The organism is Achromobacter sp. SX5, from assembly GCF_056711425.1.
On sequence record NZ_CM160041.1, the window covers coordinates 3,510,412 to 3,525,476 of the forward strand.

A 15,065-nucleotide genomic window follows, 5' to 3' on the forward strand; every position below is an offset into this window, starting at 1 on the left:
TCATTTGTCGCCGCCCGGCGATGAACCTAAATTCTGCCTAACGCATGGCATATCGCCTGCAAGAACGGGAAACGTCACATGAATTCACATCAAGCCGAAAAAAGCCTGCTCATCCTGGTGGGCAGCCCGCGGCGCGACGGCAACAGCGCGGCGCTGGGTGCGGCCGCGCTGCGCGGCGCCGAAACCGCGGGCGTGCGCGCCAGCCTGCTGTTCCTGGACGATTACATCCACGGCTTTCTGCCCGACCTGCGGCGCGCGCCTGCGCCCACGGACCGCTACGCGGAACTGTTCCTGGAGCATTTCCTGCCGGCCGACGGCATGCTGCTGTGCACCCCCATCTGGTGGTACGGCATGTCGGCCCAGGCCAAGGCCTTCTTCGACCGTTCGTTCGCGCACTACGCCGGGGCCGGCCCCGAGCCCGAGCGGGTCAAGGCCCGCATGGCCGGCAAGCGCCTGGGCCTGGCCGTGGCTTCCGAGGAGACCTATCCCGGCGCCGCGCTGGGCATCGTGCATCAGGTCCAGGAATACGCGCGCTACACGCACTCGGATTTCATCGGCTATGTGCACGGCGCGGGCAATCTGCGCGGCGAGATCGCCGCCGACCCGCGCCGTCCGCTGGACGCCGCGGCCGCGCTGGGCGCGGAATTCTTCGTCCGCAAATATTCCGACTACCGGATCGAGACGCCGCGCGCGCGCAATGTGTGGGACGAACCCGCGGGCGCAGGCGCGGACTAGTCCAGCGCCAGCCCGCGGGCGCGGCCGAACAGCGGCCGCTGCACGGTCTGCGCCAGCAGCACGCCGGCCAGCGTCACCGCGCCGCCCAGCAGGTGGTAGCCATGCAGCTGCTCGCGCAGCAGCGCGAAGGCGGCCAGCGCGGTGAACAGCGGCAGCAGGTTGATGAAGATGCTGCAACGGTTGGGGCCCAGCCGCTGCACGCCCTCGATCCACAGGAACGACAGCAGCACCGACGAGAAAATGCCCGCGTAAAGAATCAGCGGAATGGTGTCCGCGTCCAGCGCGGCCTGCGCCGCCGGCACGCGCAGGTACAGCGGCAGCATGTAGAGCAGCGCGAAGATCGACTGCACGAAGGTCGACTGCCAGGCCGGCAGCGGCACCTTCCAGTGGCGCAGCAGCACGCCGTACAGCGCGTACGACAGGGCCGCCAGCAGCATCAGGCCGTCGCCCGCGTGGATGCCTTGCTGGAACACGCTCAGCATGTCGCCCTGCCCCACCAGGTACAGCAGGCCGATGAACGAAAGCGCCCCGCCCGCGGCCATGCCCAGGGTCAGGGGGTCGCGCAGGATCAGCACGCTGAGCAGCATGCTGAGCAAGGGGATCAGCGCGGTCAGAATGGCCATGTTGGTGGCCGTGGTGGTTTCGGCGGCGCGGTACGACAGCGCCTGGAACAGCGCCGAGGACAGCGCGCCGTACAGGGCCAGCTTGGGCCAGTGGCGCAGGATGAGCTTGCGGTTGCGCCAGGCCGGGCGCGCGGTGAACAGGCCCATGAGGAACAGCGCCAGCACCAGCCGGTAGAAGGTGATGGCCGTGGGCGAGATGGCGCTGGCCGCCATCTTGGAGACGATGACGTTGCCCGCCCAGAACAGGATGGCGAACAACGGGTACAGATAGGACATGATGATTGCGCTCGCAGGATTAGGATGGACGCGGCCGCGAAGCGGCGCGCGGATGCCTATCCTAGGGAGCGCGGGACAGTCCGTCTGCCGACGAAATGGCAGGGGCTATCTGGAAATGGACATGGGCCGGTTCAGGGGCGAAACGGCGCGGGGTCCAGGGGCAAGGCCACGTCCGCCATCTGGGCGGTCAGCAGCGCCGCGCTGCCGCAGGCCAGCGTGAAGCCCAGCGCGCCCTGGCCGACGTTGAGCCACAGATTGCCGGCCGCAGGGCTGCGCCCGATCAGGGGCTTGCCGGTGGGCGTGGCCGGGCGCAGGCCCGCCCACGGGACCGCCTGGCGCAGGTCCAGCGCCGGGAAGGCCTCGCGCACCTGGCGCTTGAGCAGCGCGATGCGCGCCGGGTCGATGTCGGCGTCGGCGCTGCCGATGTCCACCATGGCCGCGATCCGCAGCATGCCGCCCACGCGGGCGTAGACGATGCGCCGTTCGTAGTCGGTCACGCTGATGCGCGGGGCCACGGAATCATCGCCGTCGGCCAGCGGCACGCTCAGGCTGTAGCCCTTGAGCGGATACAGCGGGACGTCATGGCCCAGCGGACCGAGCAGCGCGCGCGTGCCGATGCCGGTGGCCAGCACGATGGCGTCGGCGCCGATGTCGCCCTGGCGCGTGTTCACCGCCACGATGCGGCGGCCTTCGCGCTGCAGTCCGGAAACCGGATTGGACATGACGCATTCCACGTTGCCCAGCGACTGCAGGCGCTCGAACAGCGCCTCGGTGAACTGGCGGCAATCGCCCGCCTCTTCGCTCGGCGTGTAGATGGCGCCGGCCAGGCTGCCGCCCATGCCGGCCAGCGCGGGTTCCAGCGCCAGGGTCTGGGCCGCGTCCAGCACCTGCTGCTCGGCCCCGTGCGCGGCCTGGTAGGCGACCAGCGCGCGCGCTTTCTCCAGCAGCTCGGGGCTGCGGTAGGCGATCAGCTTGCCGTTCTTCAGGTGGCCAAAATCCAGGTTCTCCTGCTCCAGCAGGGTATGCATCACGTCGCGGCTGAGATAGGACAGGCCGGAGAGCTGGGCGGTCGATTCGCGCGCCACCGAGGCGCGGCACGCCAGCGCGAATTGCAGGCACCAGCGCCACTGGTGCGGGTCCAGCCGGGGCCTGAACCGCAGCGGCGAATCGGCCCGCAGCAGCCAGCCCGGCACGCTGGGCAGCACGCCGGGGCCGGCCAGCGGCGCCACGTAGCTGTAGCTGAGCTGTCCGCCGTTGGCGTAGCTGGACACTTCCGCCGGACGGGGCTGGCTGTCGACCAGAACCACGTCGTGGCCCTGGCGCGCCAGAAAATACGCCGACGTGACGCCCACGACGCCGGCACCGATGACGCAAACGCGCATGCCTGAATCCAAATGACTGGGAATCGCCTATTCTCGGGCGCGCGCGGCGCCTGCGGCAAATGCCAAATGCCGCAGGGTCCATAACAAAAGGGAATGCACAGAAGGGAATGCGCGCCTCAGGCGGCGCGGTGCAGGCGGATGATGGCGGCGGCGGTCGGATCGCGCACCAGGTCGGCCAGCGTGTAGCCGTTGAGCGCGTCGTAGAAGGCCTGCAGCGTGCGCGCCAGCACGCCGGAAAGATGGCAGACGCCGTCCAGCGCGCAAGGCGGCTCGCGGCAGTCGATCAGCGGGCCCTGCTGCTCCAGCTCGCGGATCAGGTCGCCCAGCCGGTACTCGGCGGCCGGGCGCGCCAGGCGCAGGCCGCCGCCCTTGCCGCGCGAGGTGTCGATCCATCCGCGCTGCGCCATGAAGTGCGCCACCTTGACCAGGTGATTGCGCGACAGGCTGAAGCGGTCGGCGATCTCCGGGATGGTGACGGCGGTAGGCCGGTCGCGGCATTGCGTCAGGTACATCAGCACGCGCAGGCCGAAGTCGGTGAATCGGGTCAGTTGCATGGCAAGGTCGGGAAGGTCCCCGGCGGCCGGGGAGACAGGCCGCCAGGATACACCGCTCAGGCCGGCGCGCCGCCGCTGCCGAAGGCCTCGGCATGGATGCGGTCTTCGGGCACGCCCAGGCTGGTCAGGGCCTGGCGCTGCGCGCGCATGAAGCCGGCGGGGCCGCACAGGTAGTAGTCGGCGCCCGGCACGATGGCGTCGTCCTGGATGGCGAGCAGGTCCACGCGGCCGGCGTGGTCGTAGTCGCGGCCGCGCTGGTCGCCGTTGCCGACTTCCTCGTAGAACACGGCCTTGCGCACGTTGGGACGCTCGGCGGCGATGCTGTTGACGTGCTCTTTCATGGCGTGCACCGAGCCGTTGCGGCAGCCGTGCACGAAGCGGATCTGGCGGTCGTCGTTCAGGCCCACCAGGTGGTTCAGGATGGACACCATGGGCGTCAGGCCCACGCCGCCGCTCAGCAGCACCACGGGCGCGTTGCCTTCGGGACGCAGATGGAAATCGCCCTGCGGCGGCGCCACGTCCAGCACGTCGCCCTCCTGCAGGCGGTCGTGCAGGGCGTTGGAGACGCGGCCGGCCGGCGCCTGTGCGCTGCCGGTTTCGCGCTTGACCGAGATGCGCAGGCGGTCCTGGCCGGGCGCGTCGGACAGGCTGTACTGGCGCGGCTGCATCAGGCCCAGTTCGGGCACGTATAGACGCACCGAAACGTATTGGCCGGGCTGGTACGGGGGCACCTTGCCGCCGTCGGCAGGCGCCAGGTAGAAGGAGGTGATCTCGGCGCTTTCACGCTGCTTGCCGACCACGCGGAACCCGCGCCAGCCGGTCCAGCCGCCGGGCTTGGCGGCCGATTCGCCGTACAGCCGCGCCTCTTCGGCGATCAGCAGATCGGCCAACTGGCCGTAGGCCGCGGCCCAGGCGTCCACCAGTTCGTCGGTGGCCGCCTCGCCCAGCACTTCGCGGATCGAGGCCAGCAGGTGCTTGCCCACGATGGGGTAGTGCTCGGGGCGGATGCCCAGGCTCACGTGCTTGTGCACGATGCGCGTCACCACCGGCATCAGCACCGAAGGATCGTCGATGTGTTCGGCATACGCCGCGACCGCGCCGGCCAGCGCCTGCTGCTGTTGACCGCCTTCCTGATGGCCCTGGTTGAAGACCTGCTTGAGCTCAGGGTTGTGCTGGAACATGCGGGCATAAAAATGCCGGGTCAGCGCAACGCCATGCGTCTTCAGGACGGGGGCGGTGCTCTTGACCAGGGCGCGGATTTCGGGACTCAACATCTACTGCTCCTTGTGGTGCGATCGGGTTCGCCGTTAAACATATATTCATAATACATCTTTAACAATTTAATGGTAAACCCGCATCCGCTTCAGCCCGCCGACACCTCCCACTCGCCCAAAATCGCAACCGGCGGCAACACACAATTGGTTGCAGCGCGCCACGCGGGACGCGCCGGCGTCCCGGCCGCGGCGCGCCAGACCGCCGACGCCACCCAATCCCCGCCCAGGCGGTAAGCCGCCGCCCGCCACGCTCCCGGCGGCGCCCGCAGCCGCCATCCGGCCCAGTCCGCGTCCGGATCGCCCGCCAGGCCGACCGCGGCCATGTCCGCCGGAAAATCCAGCCGCGCCGCCTTCACGAAGGCTTCCTTGAGCGTCCATAGCAGGTAGAAGCGTTCCAGCCGCGCGGCGTCGTCCAGGCGCGCCAGCGCGGCCTGTTCCCGCGGCGCGCAGACCCATCGCGCCAGGCGCGGCACGTCGCGGGGACGTATCCGCTCCAGGTCGGCGCCCAGCGGCAGCCCCGCCGGCCCCGAGGCGCACAGCGCATGGCCGGCGCTATGGCTGAGCGAGGTGGTTGCGCCTTCGGCCAGCGCCGTGCGCACGTCCTGCAGCAGGGCGCGGCTGGCGCGCCAGTCGGCCTGCGCCCGGGGCCCGCGCACGGTGCGCGCGCGCGCCGCGTCGCCGGCCGAGAGCCGGTCCTCCGAATAGGCTTGCGCGGCGTGGCCGTCGGCCCACCAGAGCAGGATTTCAGGGGTATCCAAGTTAAAAGGTAACCTGCATTAAAAGGGTCGGAAGAGCGCGCAACAAGATGCGCCCCAGGTAACTTTTTTCATCAAAATCAGCCAAAAGCACCGTAGTAGAATCGCGCGCTATGTTGACGTTTTCGATCGCGCAATGGCGAGGTTGGGCGCCTGGCATCGATAGCCCCGAAGGCTGGCTGGATTGGGCGCGACACCCGTTCTGCCCCGTCGGAAATCAGGATGCGGCCCGGCTGGACTTCTTGCCCGCCCTGCAGCGCCGCCGCCTGAGCGCACTGGCCCGCGGGGTGTTCGACTGCGCGTGGCCGATGGCCCAGGCCCGACCCGGCATGCCGCTGGTCTACGCCTCGCGCCACGGCGAGACCAGCCGCAACTTCGGGCTGCTGCAGGCGCTGGCCGCCGGCGAACCGCTCTCGCCCACGGCGTTCGGCCTGTCGGTGCACAACGCCATCGCCGCCCAGTGGTCGATCATACGCCGCGAAACCGCCGAATCGGTGGCCCTGTCGGTGGAGGACGACGGCCTGGAGCACGCCATCGTCGAAGCCGCCATGCTGTTCGGCCAGGGCCACGACGACGTGCTGGTGGTGCTGGCCGAAGAATCGCCGCCGGCGCCCTACTCTCCCTGGGTGCAGGACGTGCCGTATTCCTACGCCGTCGCCCTGCACCTGCGCCCCGGCGCCGACTGGACGCTGGCCATGGCGCCGCGCCCGGCCGAGCCGGCCTGTACGCCGCCGCAGCTGTGGCCCAATCCCCTGAACCTGCTGCGCCAACTGTGCCTGGGCGGCGATGCCTGGCGGCACGCGAACCGCGCGCGCCAGTGGACCTGGACGCGGGCGGCATGACGACCTCGGCGCCGCGGCAGGACTGGTGGCTCTGGCGGCTCGTCGCCACGGGCATGGCGTTCACGCTGTTCGGCGTGGGCGGCGTGCTGCTGCGCGTGCTGGTGTTCCCGGCGCAGCGCCTGCTGCCGGGCGGGCTGCGCGAGCGCCAGCGCCGGGCGCGCCGGACCCTGAGCTGGACGTTCCGCATCTTCATCCGCTTCATGGTGCGCACCGGCATCCTGACCATCGATTTCCGCGGCGCCGAGCGCCTGGGGCAGCCGGGGCAGATGATCCTGGCCAATCATCCCTCGCTGCTGGACGTGGTGTTCCTGGTCGGCCACGTCGACAACGCCAACTGCATCGTCAAGCACGGCCTGGCGTCCAACCCGTTCACGCGCGGGCCGATCGCCGGCTGCGGCTACATCACCAACGACGAGAGCTTCGACATGTTCGACCGCGCCGCCGAGGTGCTGCGCAACGGCGAGACGCTGATCGTCTTTCCCGAAGGCACCCGCACGCCGCGCGATTCGTCGCCGCGCTTTCATCGCGGCGCCTGCGCCATCGCGCTGCGCGGCGCGCGCGTGGTGACGCCCGTGGTGATCAGCATGAATCCGCGCAGCCTGACCAAGGGCGAGCCCTGGTACCGGATTCCGCCCAGCCGGATGCGCTATGTCATCCACGTCGGCGAGGACGTCGATCCCGCCGCCTGGCTGGCCGCGCATCCGCTGCCCATCGCCGGACGCCGGATGAACGATTACCTGCATGCCTATTTCGAAGCCGAGCTGGCGCGCGCCGCGCCCGCCCGCGCTGCGCCGAACCAACCATCGCCCATCGCGGCGAACCCGGAGTCCAAGCTGGATGAATCAACTGGAACTTGAACTGAAAACCTTCGTCATCGAATCCCTGGGGCTGGAGGACATCACGCCCGAGGATATCGACAGCGACGCCCAGCTGTTCGGCGACGGCCTGGGGCTGGACTCCGTGGACGCGCTGGAGCTGGGCCTGGCCCTGCAGAAGCGCTACGGCATCACCATCGATCCCGAAACCCGGAACATGCGCGAACATTTCACCAGCATCGCCACGCTGGCAGCCTTCGTGAACGCCCAGCGCCACGACTAATGCAGACGGAGTCCACGATGCAAACCCGCGAAGAAATCTTCGATACGCTGCGCAGCGTGCTGATCGAACTGTTCGAGATCGAACCGGAACGCATCACGCCCGCGGCGAACCTGTACACCGACCTGGAAATCGACAGCATCGACGCCATCGATCTGATCGACCAGGTGCGCCGCCAGACCGGCCGCAAGCTCGACGCCAACGACTTCCGTGCGGTGCGCACCATCGAGGACGTGGTCGAAGCCATGTGGCAGAAGCAGGACCCGGCCGCATGAGACGGGGCGTGGCAGCCGCGCTGACCGTGGCCGGCATCGCGTATCCCTTCGCCGTCTATGCGGCGCTGGGACGCGTGAGCACGGCCTGGATCGCGCTGCCGCTGGCGCTGCTGTGGCTGGCGCGCGGCCTGACCGCGGGCGCGGCGCAGCCCGGCTCGCGCGCGCTGCCGGCCGTCGCGGTCGTGTTCTGCCTGGTCCTGGCCGCCACGGATTCGCAAGCCGGCCTGCGCTGGTATCCGGTCATGGTCAACGCCATGATGCTGGCAGTCTTCGGCGCCAGCCTGAAATTCGGCCCGCCGGTGATCGAACGGCTGGCGCGCCTGCGCCATCCCGACCTGCCGCCGGCCGGCGTGCGCTACACGCGCAAGGTCACGCTGGTGTGGTGCGCCTTCTTCGTCCTGAACGGCGCCACCGCCGCGGCCCTGGCCGCCTGGGCGCCGTGGGACTGGTGGCTGGCCTATAACGGCGCCATCAGCTACGGGCTGATGGGGCTGCTGCTGGCCGGCGAGTGGCTGCTGCGTCCGGCCGCGGCCAAAGCGGCCTGAGCCATGTCCTGGACGCCGCTGACGCAACTCCTGCAGCCGGGCGCGCCCGCGCTGGCGGTCGCCGACGAGCCGCTGCTCACGCGCGCCGATTTCGCGCAGGCCTGCCTGTCGGCGGCCGGCGCGCTGCAGACGCTGCGGCTGCGCCGCGTGGCGCTGTGGTTCGAAGACGCGGCCATGCTGGCGGTCGCGCTGCTGGCCTGCTGGCGGGCCGGCGCGACGGCCGTGCTGCCGGGCGACGTCCAGCCGCATACCTGCGCGGCGCTGGATTGCACCGTGGACGGCTGGCTCGTCGACGCGCCCGTGCCGCTGCCGGCGCCGCGGCAATGGCGGCTGGCGGACCTGCGGGGCACGCCGCTGGCGCCCGCCGAACTCGATCCCGCGCTGGGCCTGGTGCTGTGCACCTCCGGCTCCAGCGGCCAGTCCAAGCACATCGCCAAGACCTGGCGGCAACTGATGGACGAGGTCGACGCGCTGGAACGGCAATGGCCCGGCATGCGCGCGCCCGTGCTGGGCAGCGTATCGGCCCAGCATATGTACGGCCTGCCCTTCCGGGTGCTGTGGCCGCTGTGCGCGGGCCGGCTGCTGGACAGGTTTCAGCGCATCTATCCCGAAGACCTGCAGCGCGCCAGCCTGCGCCACCCCGAGTTCGCCTGGATCGCCAGCCCGGCGCTGCTGCGCCGCCTGGGCCAGCGGCTGGACTGGGCGGCGTTGCGCGGGCGGCTGCTGCGCATCGATTCCGCCGGCGGCGAACTGCCGGCCGACGCGTCCGACCACATCGCGCGCAACCTCGGGCTGCGGCCCGTCGAGATCTACGGCAGCACCGAAACCGGCGCCGTGGCCTGGCGCGAAGGCGCGCAGGACTGGCGGCCGCTGCCCGGCGTGGCCGTGAGCCGCAACGCCGAGGGCGCGCTGCGCGTGCAGTCGCCCTGGGTCGGCGCGGCCGAGGAACAGACCGCCGACGCCGTCGAACTGAGCGGACGCGGATTCCGGCTGCTCGGCCGCCTGGACCGCATCGTCAAGATCGAAGAAAAGCGCATCTCGCTGCCCATGCTGGAGCAGGCGCTGGCGCAGCACCGCTATGTCGCGCAGGCGCGCCTGGGCACGCTGGCCGGCGCGCCGCGGCTGGTCGCGCTGGTCGCGCTGTCGGCCCGGGGCCTGCACGCCCTGCGCAACGGCGGGCGCAAGGCGCTCCTGGCCGAGCTGCGCGCGCACCTGGCCGCCGGCTTCGAATCGCTGGCCATCCCGCGCGCCTGGCGCCTGATGACGCAACTGCCCTGCAACGCGCAGGGCAAGCTGCTGCCGCAGGATTTCGAGGCCGCGGCCGGCCCGCGCCCGCTGGCGCCGCAGGCCGTGGCGCTGCCCGCCGGGGCCGACGGCGAACGCCGCTACGCCATGGAGATCCCCTGCGACCTGATCCATTTCAGCGGCCACTTCCCGGCCGTGCCGGTGGTGCCGGGCGTGGCGCAGATCGGCTGGGCCATGTCGCTGGCCCGGCGCGACCTGCGGCCCGGCCTGCGCTTTGGGGGCATGGAGGTCCTGAAGTTCCAGCGCCTGCTCCGGCCCGGCGACCCGGCGACGCTGACGCTGAAATGGGACGCCGCCAAACGCAAGCTGCATTTCGCCTACACGGTGGACGGCCAGCCCTGCTCGTCGGGCCGCATCCTGGAGGACGGCGCGCCATGAGCGGCTATCGCCTGTGCGCGCTCATCCCCGTGTACAACCACGGCGCCACCGTCGGCGCCGTGCAGGCGCAACTGGCCGCGCAAGGCCTGCCCTGCGTGCTGGTGGACGACGGCTCCGAGCCCGGCTGCGCCGCGGTGCTGGACGCGCTGGCCGCGCGGCCCGGCACGCATCTGCTGCGGCGCCCGGCCAACGGCGGCAAGGGCGCGGCGGTGCAGGACGGGCTGCGGGCGGCGGCGGCGCTGGGCTACACCCATGCGCTGCAGGTCGACGCCGACGGGCAGCATGCCCTGGCGGACGCCGCTGCGTTCGCGCGCGCCTCGCGCGAGCATCCGCAAGCCCTGGTCTGCGGCCGGCCGGTATATGGCGACGACGTGCCGCGCAGCCGCCTGTACGGCCGCTGGCTGACCCGCGTCTGGGTCTGGATCAATACGCTGTCGGCCGACATTCCCGACGCCATGTGCGGATTCCGCGTCTATCCCCTGTCGCTGGCGCTGCCGGTGATCGACGGCGCGCGGGTCGGCCAGCGCATGGATTTCGACATCGCGGTGCTGGTCCGGCTGCACTGGCGCGGCGCGCGCATGATCTGGCTGCCGACGCGCGTGGCCTACCCGCGAGACGGCGTCTCGCATTTCAAGGGCGTGCGCGACAACGCGCTGATCAGCCGCATGCACGCGCGCCTGTTCTTCGGCATGCTGGTGCGCGCGCCGGCGCTGCTGTGGCGCCGGCTGGCGCGAGGAGCGCGGACATGAGCGCGGCCGACGGACACTGGGCCGAGCAGCCCGAACGCGGCAGCCTGGCGCTTATGCGCCTGACGGTCTGGGCCGCGCGCAGGCTGGGCCGGCGCGCCATCGCGCCGGTGGTCTGGCTGGTGGTGCTGTATTTCTACGTCTCCGGCGCCCGCGCGCGCCGCGCCATCGCCGCCTACCAGCGCAGGCTGACGCAGGCGGGCGGCCTGGCTGCGCCGCTGCCGCGCACGCTGCCGGTCTACCGCCAGTACCTCGCCTTCGCGCACGCCATCCTGGACAAGTTCGACGCCTGGCGCGGCCGCATCACGCCGGCCAGCCTGGACATCGCCGATCCCGACGGCCTGCACGCGCAGATGGGCCGGGGCCGCGGCCAGATCCTGGTCGGCTCGCACCTGGGCAATATCGAAATCTGCCGCGCGCTGGCGCAACAGGCGGGCACGCTCAAGCTCAACGTGCTGATCCACGACAAGCACGCGGCGCGCTTCAACCGCCTGCTCGGCGAGGCCGGCGGCGGCCTGCGCATGATCCAGGTCAGCGAGCTGGACGCCGGCGTCATGCTGGACCTGGCCGAACGGCTGGAGCGCGGCGAGTGGCTGGCCATCGCCGGCGACCGGGTGCCGCTGCGGGGCGACCGCACCACGCCGGTGCAGTTCCTGGGCGACACCGCCCTGCTGCCCCAGGGCCCCTGGCTGCTGGCCGGCCTGCTGGGCTGCCCGGTCAACCTGCTGTTCTGCACGCGCCACGGCGCGCGCTACCGCGTGAGCCTGGAGCGCCTGCGCGAGCGCGTGCAATGGACGCGGGCCACGCGCCAGGCGCGCATCGCGGAACTGGCCCAGGGCTACGCCGACCGACTGGCCGCGCACTGCCGCCAGGCGCCGCTGCAATGGTTCAACTTCTACCCTTTCTGGAAAGACGATGCGTAAAAGAGGCGTGATCAGCGCTGAAGTCGAAATCCGGGTGCCATTCTTCGACGTCGACTCGATCCACGTGGTCTGGCACGGCCACTATGTGAAGTACCTGGAACAGGCGCGCTGCGAGCTGCTCGACGCGCTGGGCTATAACTACTGCGCCATGCGGGCCAGCGGCTATGCCTGGCCCGTGATCGACCTGCACCTGCGCTATGCGCAGCCGGCGCAGTTCGGCCAGCGCCTGGTCGTGCGAGCCGAACTGGTGGAATGGGAGCATCGCTTGAAGATCCATTACCTGATCCTGGACGCGCAGACCGGCCAGCGCCTGACCCGGGCCAGCACCGAGCAGGTCGCGGTCCGCATCGAGACCGGCGAAATGCAGCTGGCCTCGCCGGCCGCGCTGACCGAGGCCGTGCGGCGCCGCCTGCAAGCCATGGAAGCGCCGGCATGAAGCGGCGCGTCCTGCTGCGCGCCGCGCTGCTGGCGCTGGCCCTGCCGTCCTGGAGCGCGCAGGCCTTCGAACTGGCCGACCTGCAGGCGCAGCTGCGCGCCGCGCCCGTGGTGCGCGGCCACTTCGTGCAGCAGAAATTCCTGCGCTCGCTGCCGCAGCCGCTCACCAGCCGCGGCGACTTCACGCTGGCCGCCGGCAAGGGGCTGCTGTGGCTGCTGCGCACCCCCGTGGCCCAGGACCTGCGCATCGACGCGCGCGGCATCTCGCGCCGCGGCGACGACGGCAAATGGCAGGCCCTGCCGCAGCGCGCAGGCGCCAGCCACGAAAACCAGCTGTTCCTGTCCGTGCTGGCGGGCGACACCAGCGGCCTGCGCGAGAACTTCGATCTTGCGCTCAGCGGCACGGCCCAGGCCTGGCGGCTCGTGCTCACGCCCAGGTCGGCGCTGCTGCGCCAGATCTTCGACGGCATCCGGATCGACGGCGCGGCGCTGGTCCAGCGCATCGAACTGCGCGAGACGCAGGGCGACCGCACTGTGCTGCAGATGCAGGACGCGGCCGCCGCCCAGGCCCTCACCGCCGAGGAGCAACGTGCGTTTGCCGATTGAACGCTGGCTGCCCCGGCTGTTCAAGCTGGGGCTGCTGCTGGTCCTCTGCCTGGGCGCCTGGCTGTGCCGCAACGGCTGGCCGGTGTCGGCCGACCTGATGGAGCTGGTGCCGCGCGCCGGCAGCGACGCCACGCGCCAGCTTGCCGAGGCCCGCATCCAGGAGCCGCTGTCGCGCCAGCTGATCGCGCTGGTGTCGGCCGGCGCCGACCCCGCCGCGCCCGCGCGCCGGCTGGCGCAGCGCTGGACCGACAGTGGCCTGTTTTCGCGCGTGCAGGTGGAGCTGGACGTGGACCTGGCGGCGCTGCGCCGGCAGCTTCTGGCCGGCCGGCTGGCCATGCCGCCGGCGGCCGACCGGCGCCAGCTGCAGACCGATCCCGCCGCCTACGCCGCGCGCCGCGCGCGCGAACTGTCGGATCCGTTCTCGTCCTCGGGGCTGGTGCCGGCGGACCAGGACTGGCTCGGCCTGACCCGCCGCGCCGAGGAATCCCTGCATCCGGGCGGCGCGGTGCAGTACGACATACGCAGCGGCACCCTGCAGGCCGAGCATGCGGGCAGGCGCTGGATCCTGGTGCGCGCCGAAACCCGCGACGACGCCTTCGACTCGGCCACGCCCCAGCGCATCGCGGCGCAGCTGGAGCAGGACCGCAAGGTGCTGGACGCCGAAGGCGCCGAACTGCTGGTGGCCGGCGGCCCGCTGTACGCGGCCGCGGGCCGCGCGCAGGCCGTGGCCGAAAGCAGCTGGATCGGCGCCGGCGCCACGCTGGGCATCGTCGCGGTGCTGCTGCTGGCGCTGCGCCGCGCGCGCGCCCTGCTGGCCTTCGCGCCGGTGGCCGTGGGCCTGGTGACCGGCGCGGTGGCCTGCGTGGCGGTGTTCGGCTCCATTCATCTGCTCACCCTGGTCATCGGCGCCAGCCTGATCGGGGTGGCGGTGGATTTTCCGCTGCACTGGCTGGGCAAGAGCTACGGCATGGCCGACTGGCGCAGCTGGCCCGCGCTGCGGCGCGTGCTGCCGGGGCTGACCATCAGCCTGGCCGCCACCCTGGTGGGCTATGTGGCGCTGGCGTTCACGCCGTTTCCGGCGCTCACGCAGACGGCGGTGTTTTCGGCGGCCGGCCTGCTGGGCGCCTACGCCTGCACGGTGTGCCAGCTGCCGGCCTGGATGGAGGGCTGGCGTCCGCGTCCCTGGCAGCCGCTGCTGCGCCTGTCGACCGCGGCGCTGGATGCGCGTGAACGCCTGCACGCCCGCCGCGGCGCGTTCTGGATAGGCGCGCTCGCGCTGGCCGCGGGCGCCGCCGGCGGCATCGCCCGGCTCGGCGTCCAGGACGACCTGCGGCAGTGGCTGAGCCTGCCCGCGCCGCTGCTGCAGCAGGCGCGCCAGATCGGCGAGATCACCGGCTTCGTGCCGACCAGCCAGTTCTTCCTGCTGCGCGCGCCCGACGCCGACGAGCTGCTGCGCCGGCAGGCGCGCGTGGCGCGGGCGCTGGACGCCCTGGTCGAACGCGGCGACCTCGCCGCCTACAACGCCTTGAGCCAGCTGGTCGCGCCCGTGGCCGAACAGCAGGCGCTGGGCCGCAGCCTGGCCGCGGCGGCCGCGCAGCCCGAACGCTGGGCCCCGCTTACGGCCCTGGGCATTCCCTATGAAGCCTTGCAGGAGGAACTGCGGTCGCTCGCCGCCCTGCCGCCCGTCACCATCGCCGCGGCGCTGCAAGGCCAGCAGGCCGAACGCTGGCGCGGCCTGTGGCTGGGCGAGCGCGATGGGCAGGTCGCGGGCATGGTGACCCTGCTGGGCCTGCGCGACGCCGCCGCGCTCGCCGGCATCGCCGAAACCGTGCCGGGCGCGACGCTGGTGGACCGCAGCGGCGAACTGAACCGCATGTTCGCCGACACCCGCATCGAGGCCGCCGAACTCAAGCTGCTGTCCTACGCCGTGGCCGCCGCCCTGCTGCTGCTGACGCTGGGGCGCGCGGCCGCCTGGCGTATCCTGACCGTGCCGGTCGCCGCCACGGCATGCAGCCTGGCCGCGCTGGGCTACCTGGGCCAGCCGCTCACGCTGTTCAGCCTGTTCGGGCTGCTGTTGGTGTCGGCCATCGGGGTGGATTACGCGATCTTCATGTACGAGCGCATCGCGGGCGCGCCCGCCAGCCTCGTCGGCATCGCGCTGAGCGCGTCCACCACCCTGCTGTCCTTCGGGCTGCTGGCCTTCAGCCGCACCCCGGCGCTGGCCAACTTCGGGCTGGCGGTGGCGCTGGGCGTGGCCTTCTCGCTGCTGTGGGCGCCCTGGGTCCGGCCGGCCGCGCCGCAAACTGAATAGGAGAA

17 protein-coding genes are annotated in these 15,065 nt (G+C 71.5%); 12 read left to right on the forward strand and 5 right to left on the reverse strand.

What is annotated here, in order from left to right; translation table 11 throughout:
* Positions 1–78: 78 nt before the first annotated feature.
* Positions 79–735 (forward strand): NAD(P)H-dependent oxidoreductase, encoded by a 657-nt coding sequence (locus AC1M14_RS16500; RefSeq protein ID WP_209164842.1) that lies wholly within the window; start codon positions 79–81, stop codon positions 733–735.
* Here the strand turns inward: AC1M14_RS16500 and AC1M14_RS16505 are convergent.
* The 5 genes from AC1M14_RS16505 to AC1M14_RS16525 all read right to left on the reverse strand — a co-directional run bounded on the left by AC1M14_RS16505 (position 732) and on the right by AC1M14_RS16525 (position 5,602).
* On the reverse strand, positions 732–1,634 hold the full coding sequence (locus AC1M14_RS16505; RefSeq protein ID WP_102771568.1) for a DMT family transporter: 903 nt from the start codon (positions 1,632–1,634) through the stop codon (positions 732–734). The genes AC1M14_RS16500 and AC1M14_RS16505 overlap by 4 nt on opposite strands.
* 131 nt (positions 1,635–1,765) lie before the next feature.
* Entirely contained in the window at positions 1,766–3,016 is a 1,251-nt protein-coding gene (locus AC1M14_RS16510; RefSeq protein ID WP_479730058.1) for a D-amino acid dehydrogenase, read from the reverse strand.
* A 116-nt stretch (positions 3,017–3,132) separates the two neighbouring features.
* Positions 3,133–3,570: an Rrf2 family transcriptional regulator gene (locus AC1M14_RS16515; protein ID WP_102771570.1), complete on the reverse strand. Its 438-nt coding sequence runs from the start codon at positions 3,568–3,570 to the stop codon at positions 3,133–3,135.
* Positions 3,571–3,626: 56 nt separating this feature from the next.
* Positions 3,627–4,844 (reverse strand): NO-inducible flavohemoprotein, encoded by a 1,218-nt coding sequence (gene hmpA, locus AC1M14_RS16520; RefSeq protein ID WP_102771571.1) that lies wholly within the window; start codon positions 4,842–4,844, stop codon positions 3,627–3,629.
* An 89-nt stretch (positions 4,845–4,933) separates the two neighbouring features.
* Positions 4,934–5,602 (reverse strand): 4'-phosphopantetheinyl transferase family protein, encoded by a 669-nt coding sequence (locus tag AC1M14_RS16525; protein WP_479730059.1) that lies wholly within the window; start codon positions 5,600–5,602, stop codon positions 4,934–4,936.
* A 110-nt stretch (positions 5,603–5,712) separates the two neighbouring features.
* On the opposite strand from AC1M14_RS16525, the gene AC1M14_RS16530 reads away from it, so the two are divergent.
* Genes AC1M14_RS16530 through AC1M14_RS16580 form a run of 11 tightly spaced genes read left to right on the forward strand, consistent with a single transcriptional unit; the run spans position 5,713 to position 15,060 of the window.
* Positions 5,713–6,441, forward strand: coding sequence for a beta-ketoacyl synthase chain length factor (locus tag AC1M14_RS16530; protein ID WP_102771573.1), 729 nt, complete (start codon positions 5,713–5,715; stop codon positions 6,439–6,441).
* Complete coding sequence (locus tag AC1M14_RS16535; protein ID WP_246842400.1) at positions 6,417–7,298, forward strand: lysophospholipid acyltransferase family protein; 882 nt, start codon at positions 6,417–6,419, stop codon at positions 7,296–7,298. The genes AC1M14_RS16530 and AC1M14_RS16535 overlap by 25 nt, the downstream gene beginning before the upstream one ends.
* On the forward strand, positions 7,279–7,539 hold the full coding sequence (locus AC1M14_RS16540; protein ID WP_102771574.1) for a phosphopantetheine-binding protein: 261 nt from the start codon (positions 7,279–7,281) through the stop codon (positions 7,537–7,539). The genes AC1M14_RS16535 and AC1M14_RS16540 overlap by 20 nt, the downstream gene beginning before the upstream one ends.
* Before the next feature lie 17 nt (positions 7,540–7,556).
* Complete coding sequence (locus AC1M14_RS16545) at positions 7,557–7,811, forward strand: acyl carrier protein (protein ID WP_102771575.1); 255 nt, start codon at positions 7,557–7,559, stop codon at positions 7,809–7,811.
* Positions 7,812–7,819: 8 nt separating this feature from the next.
* On the forward strand, positions 7,820–8,356 hold the full coding sequence (locus AC1M14_RS16550; RefSeq protein ID WP_308810265.1) for a COG4648 family protein: 537 nt from the start codon (positions 7,820–7,822) through the stop codon (positions 8,354–8,356).
* Between the two features lie 3 nt (positions 8,357–8,359).
* Entirely contained in the window at positions 8,360–10,039 is a 1,680-nt protein-coding gene (locus AC1M14_RS16555; protein ID WP_479730060.1) for an ApeI family dehydratase, read from the forward strand.
* Positions 10,036–10,788 carry a glycosyltransferase family 2 protein gene (locus AC1M14_RS16560; RefSeq protein WP_479730061.1) on the forward strand — a complete coding sequence of 251 codons (753 nt, stop codon included), beginning with the start codon at positions 10,036–10,038 and terminating at the stop codon, positions 10,786–10,788. Before AC1M14_RS16555 ends, AC1M14_RS16560 begins: the two co-directional genes overlap by 4 nt.
* A complete protein-coding gene (locus AC1M14_RS16565; protein WP_479730062.1) occupies positions 10,785–11,708 on the forward strand; it encodes an LpxL/LpxP family acyltransferase in 924 nt (307 codons plus the stop codon). The genes AC1M14_RS16560 and AC1M14_RS16565 overlap by 4 nt, the downstream gene beginning before the upstream one ends.
* Positions 11,701–12,144, forward strand: coding sequence for an acyl-CoA thioesterase (locus tag AC1M14_RS16570; protein WP_102771580.1), 444 nt, complete (start codon positions 11,701–11,703; stop codon positions 12,142–12,144). Before AC1M14_RS16565 ends, AC1M14_RS16570 begins: the two co-directional genes overlap by 8 nt.
* Positions 12,141–12,749: an outer membrane lipoprotein carrier protein LolA gene (locus tag AC1M14_RS16575; RefSeq protein ID WP_102771581.1), complete on the forward strand. Its 609-nt coding sequence runs from the start codon at positions 12,141–12,143 to the stop codon at positions 12,747–12,749. The genes AC1M14_RS16570 and AC1M14_RS16575 overlap by 4 nt, the downstream gene beginning before the upstream one ends.
* Positions 12,733–15,060, forward strand: coding sequence for an MMPL family transporter (locus AC1M14_RS16580; protein ID WP_479730063.1), 2,328 nt, complete (start codon positions 12,733–12,735; stop codon positions 15,058–15,060). The genes AC1M14_RS16575 and AC1M14_RS16580 overlap by 17 nt, the downstream gene beginning before the upstream one ends.
* The last annotated feature ends 5 nt before the right edge of the window (positions 15,061–15,065 follow it).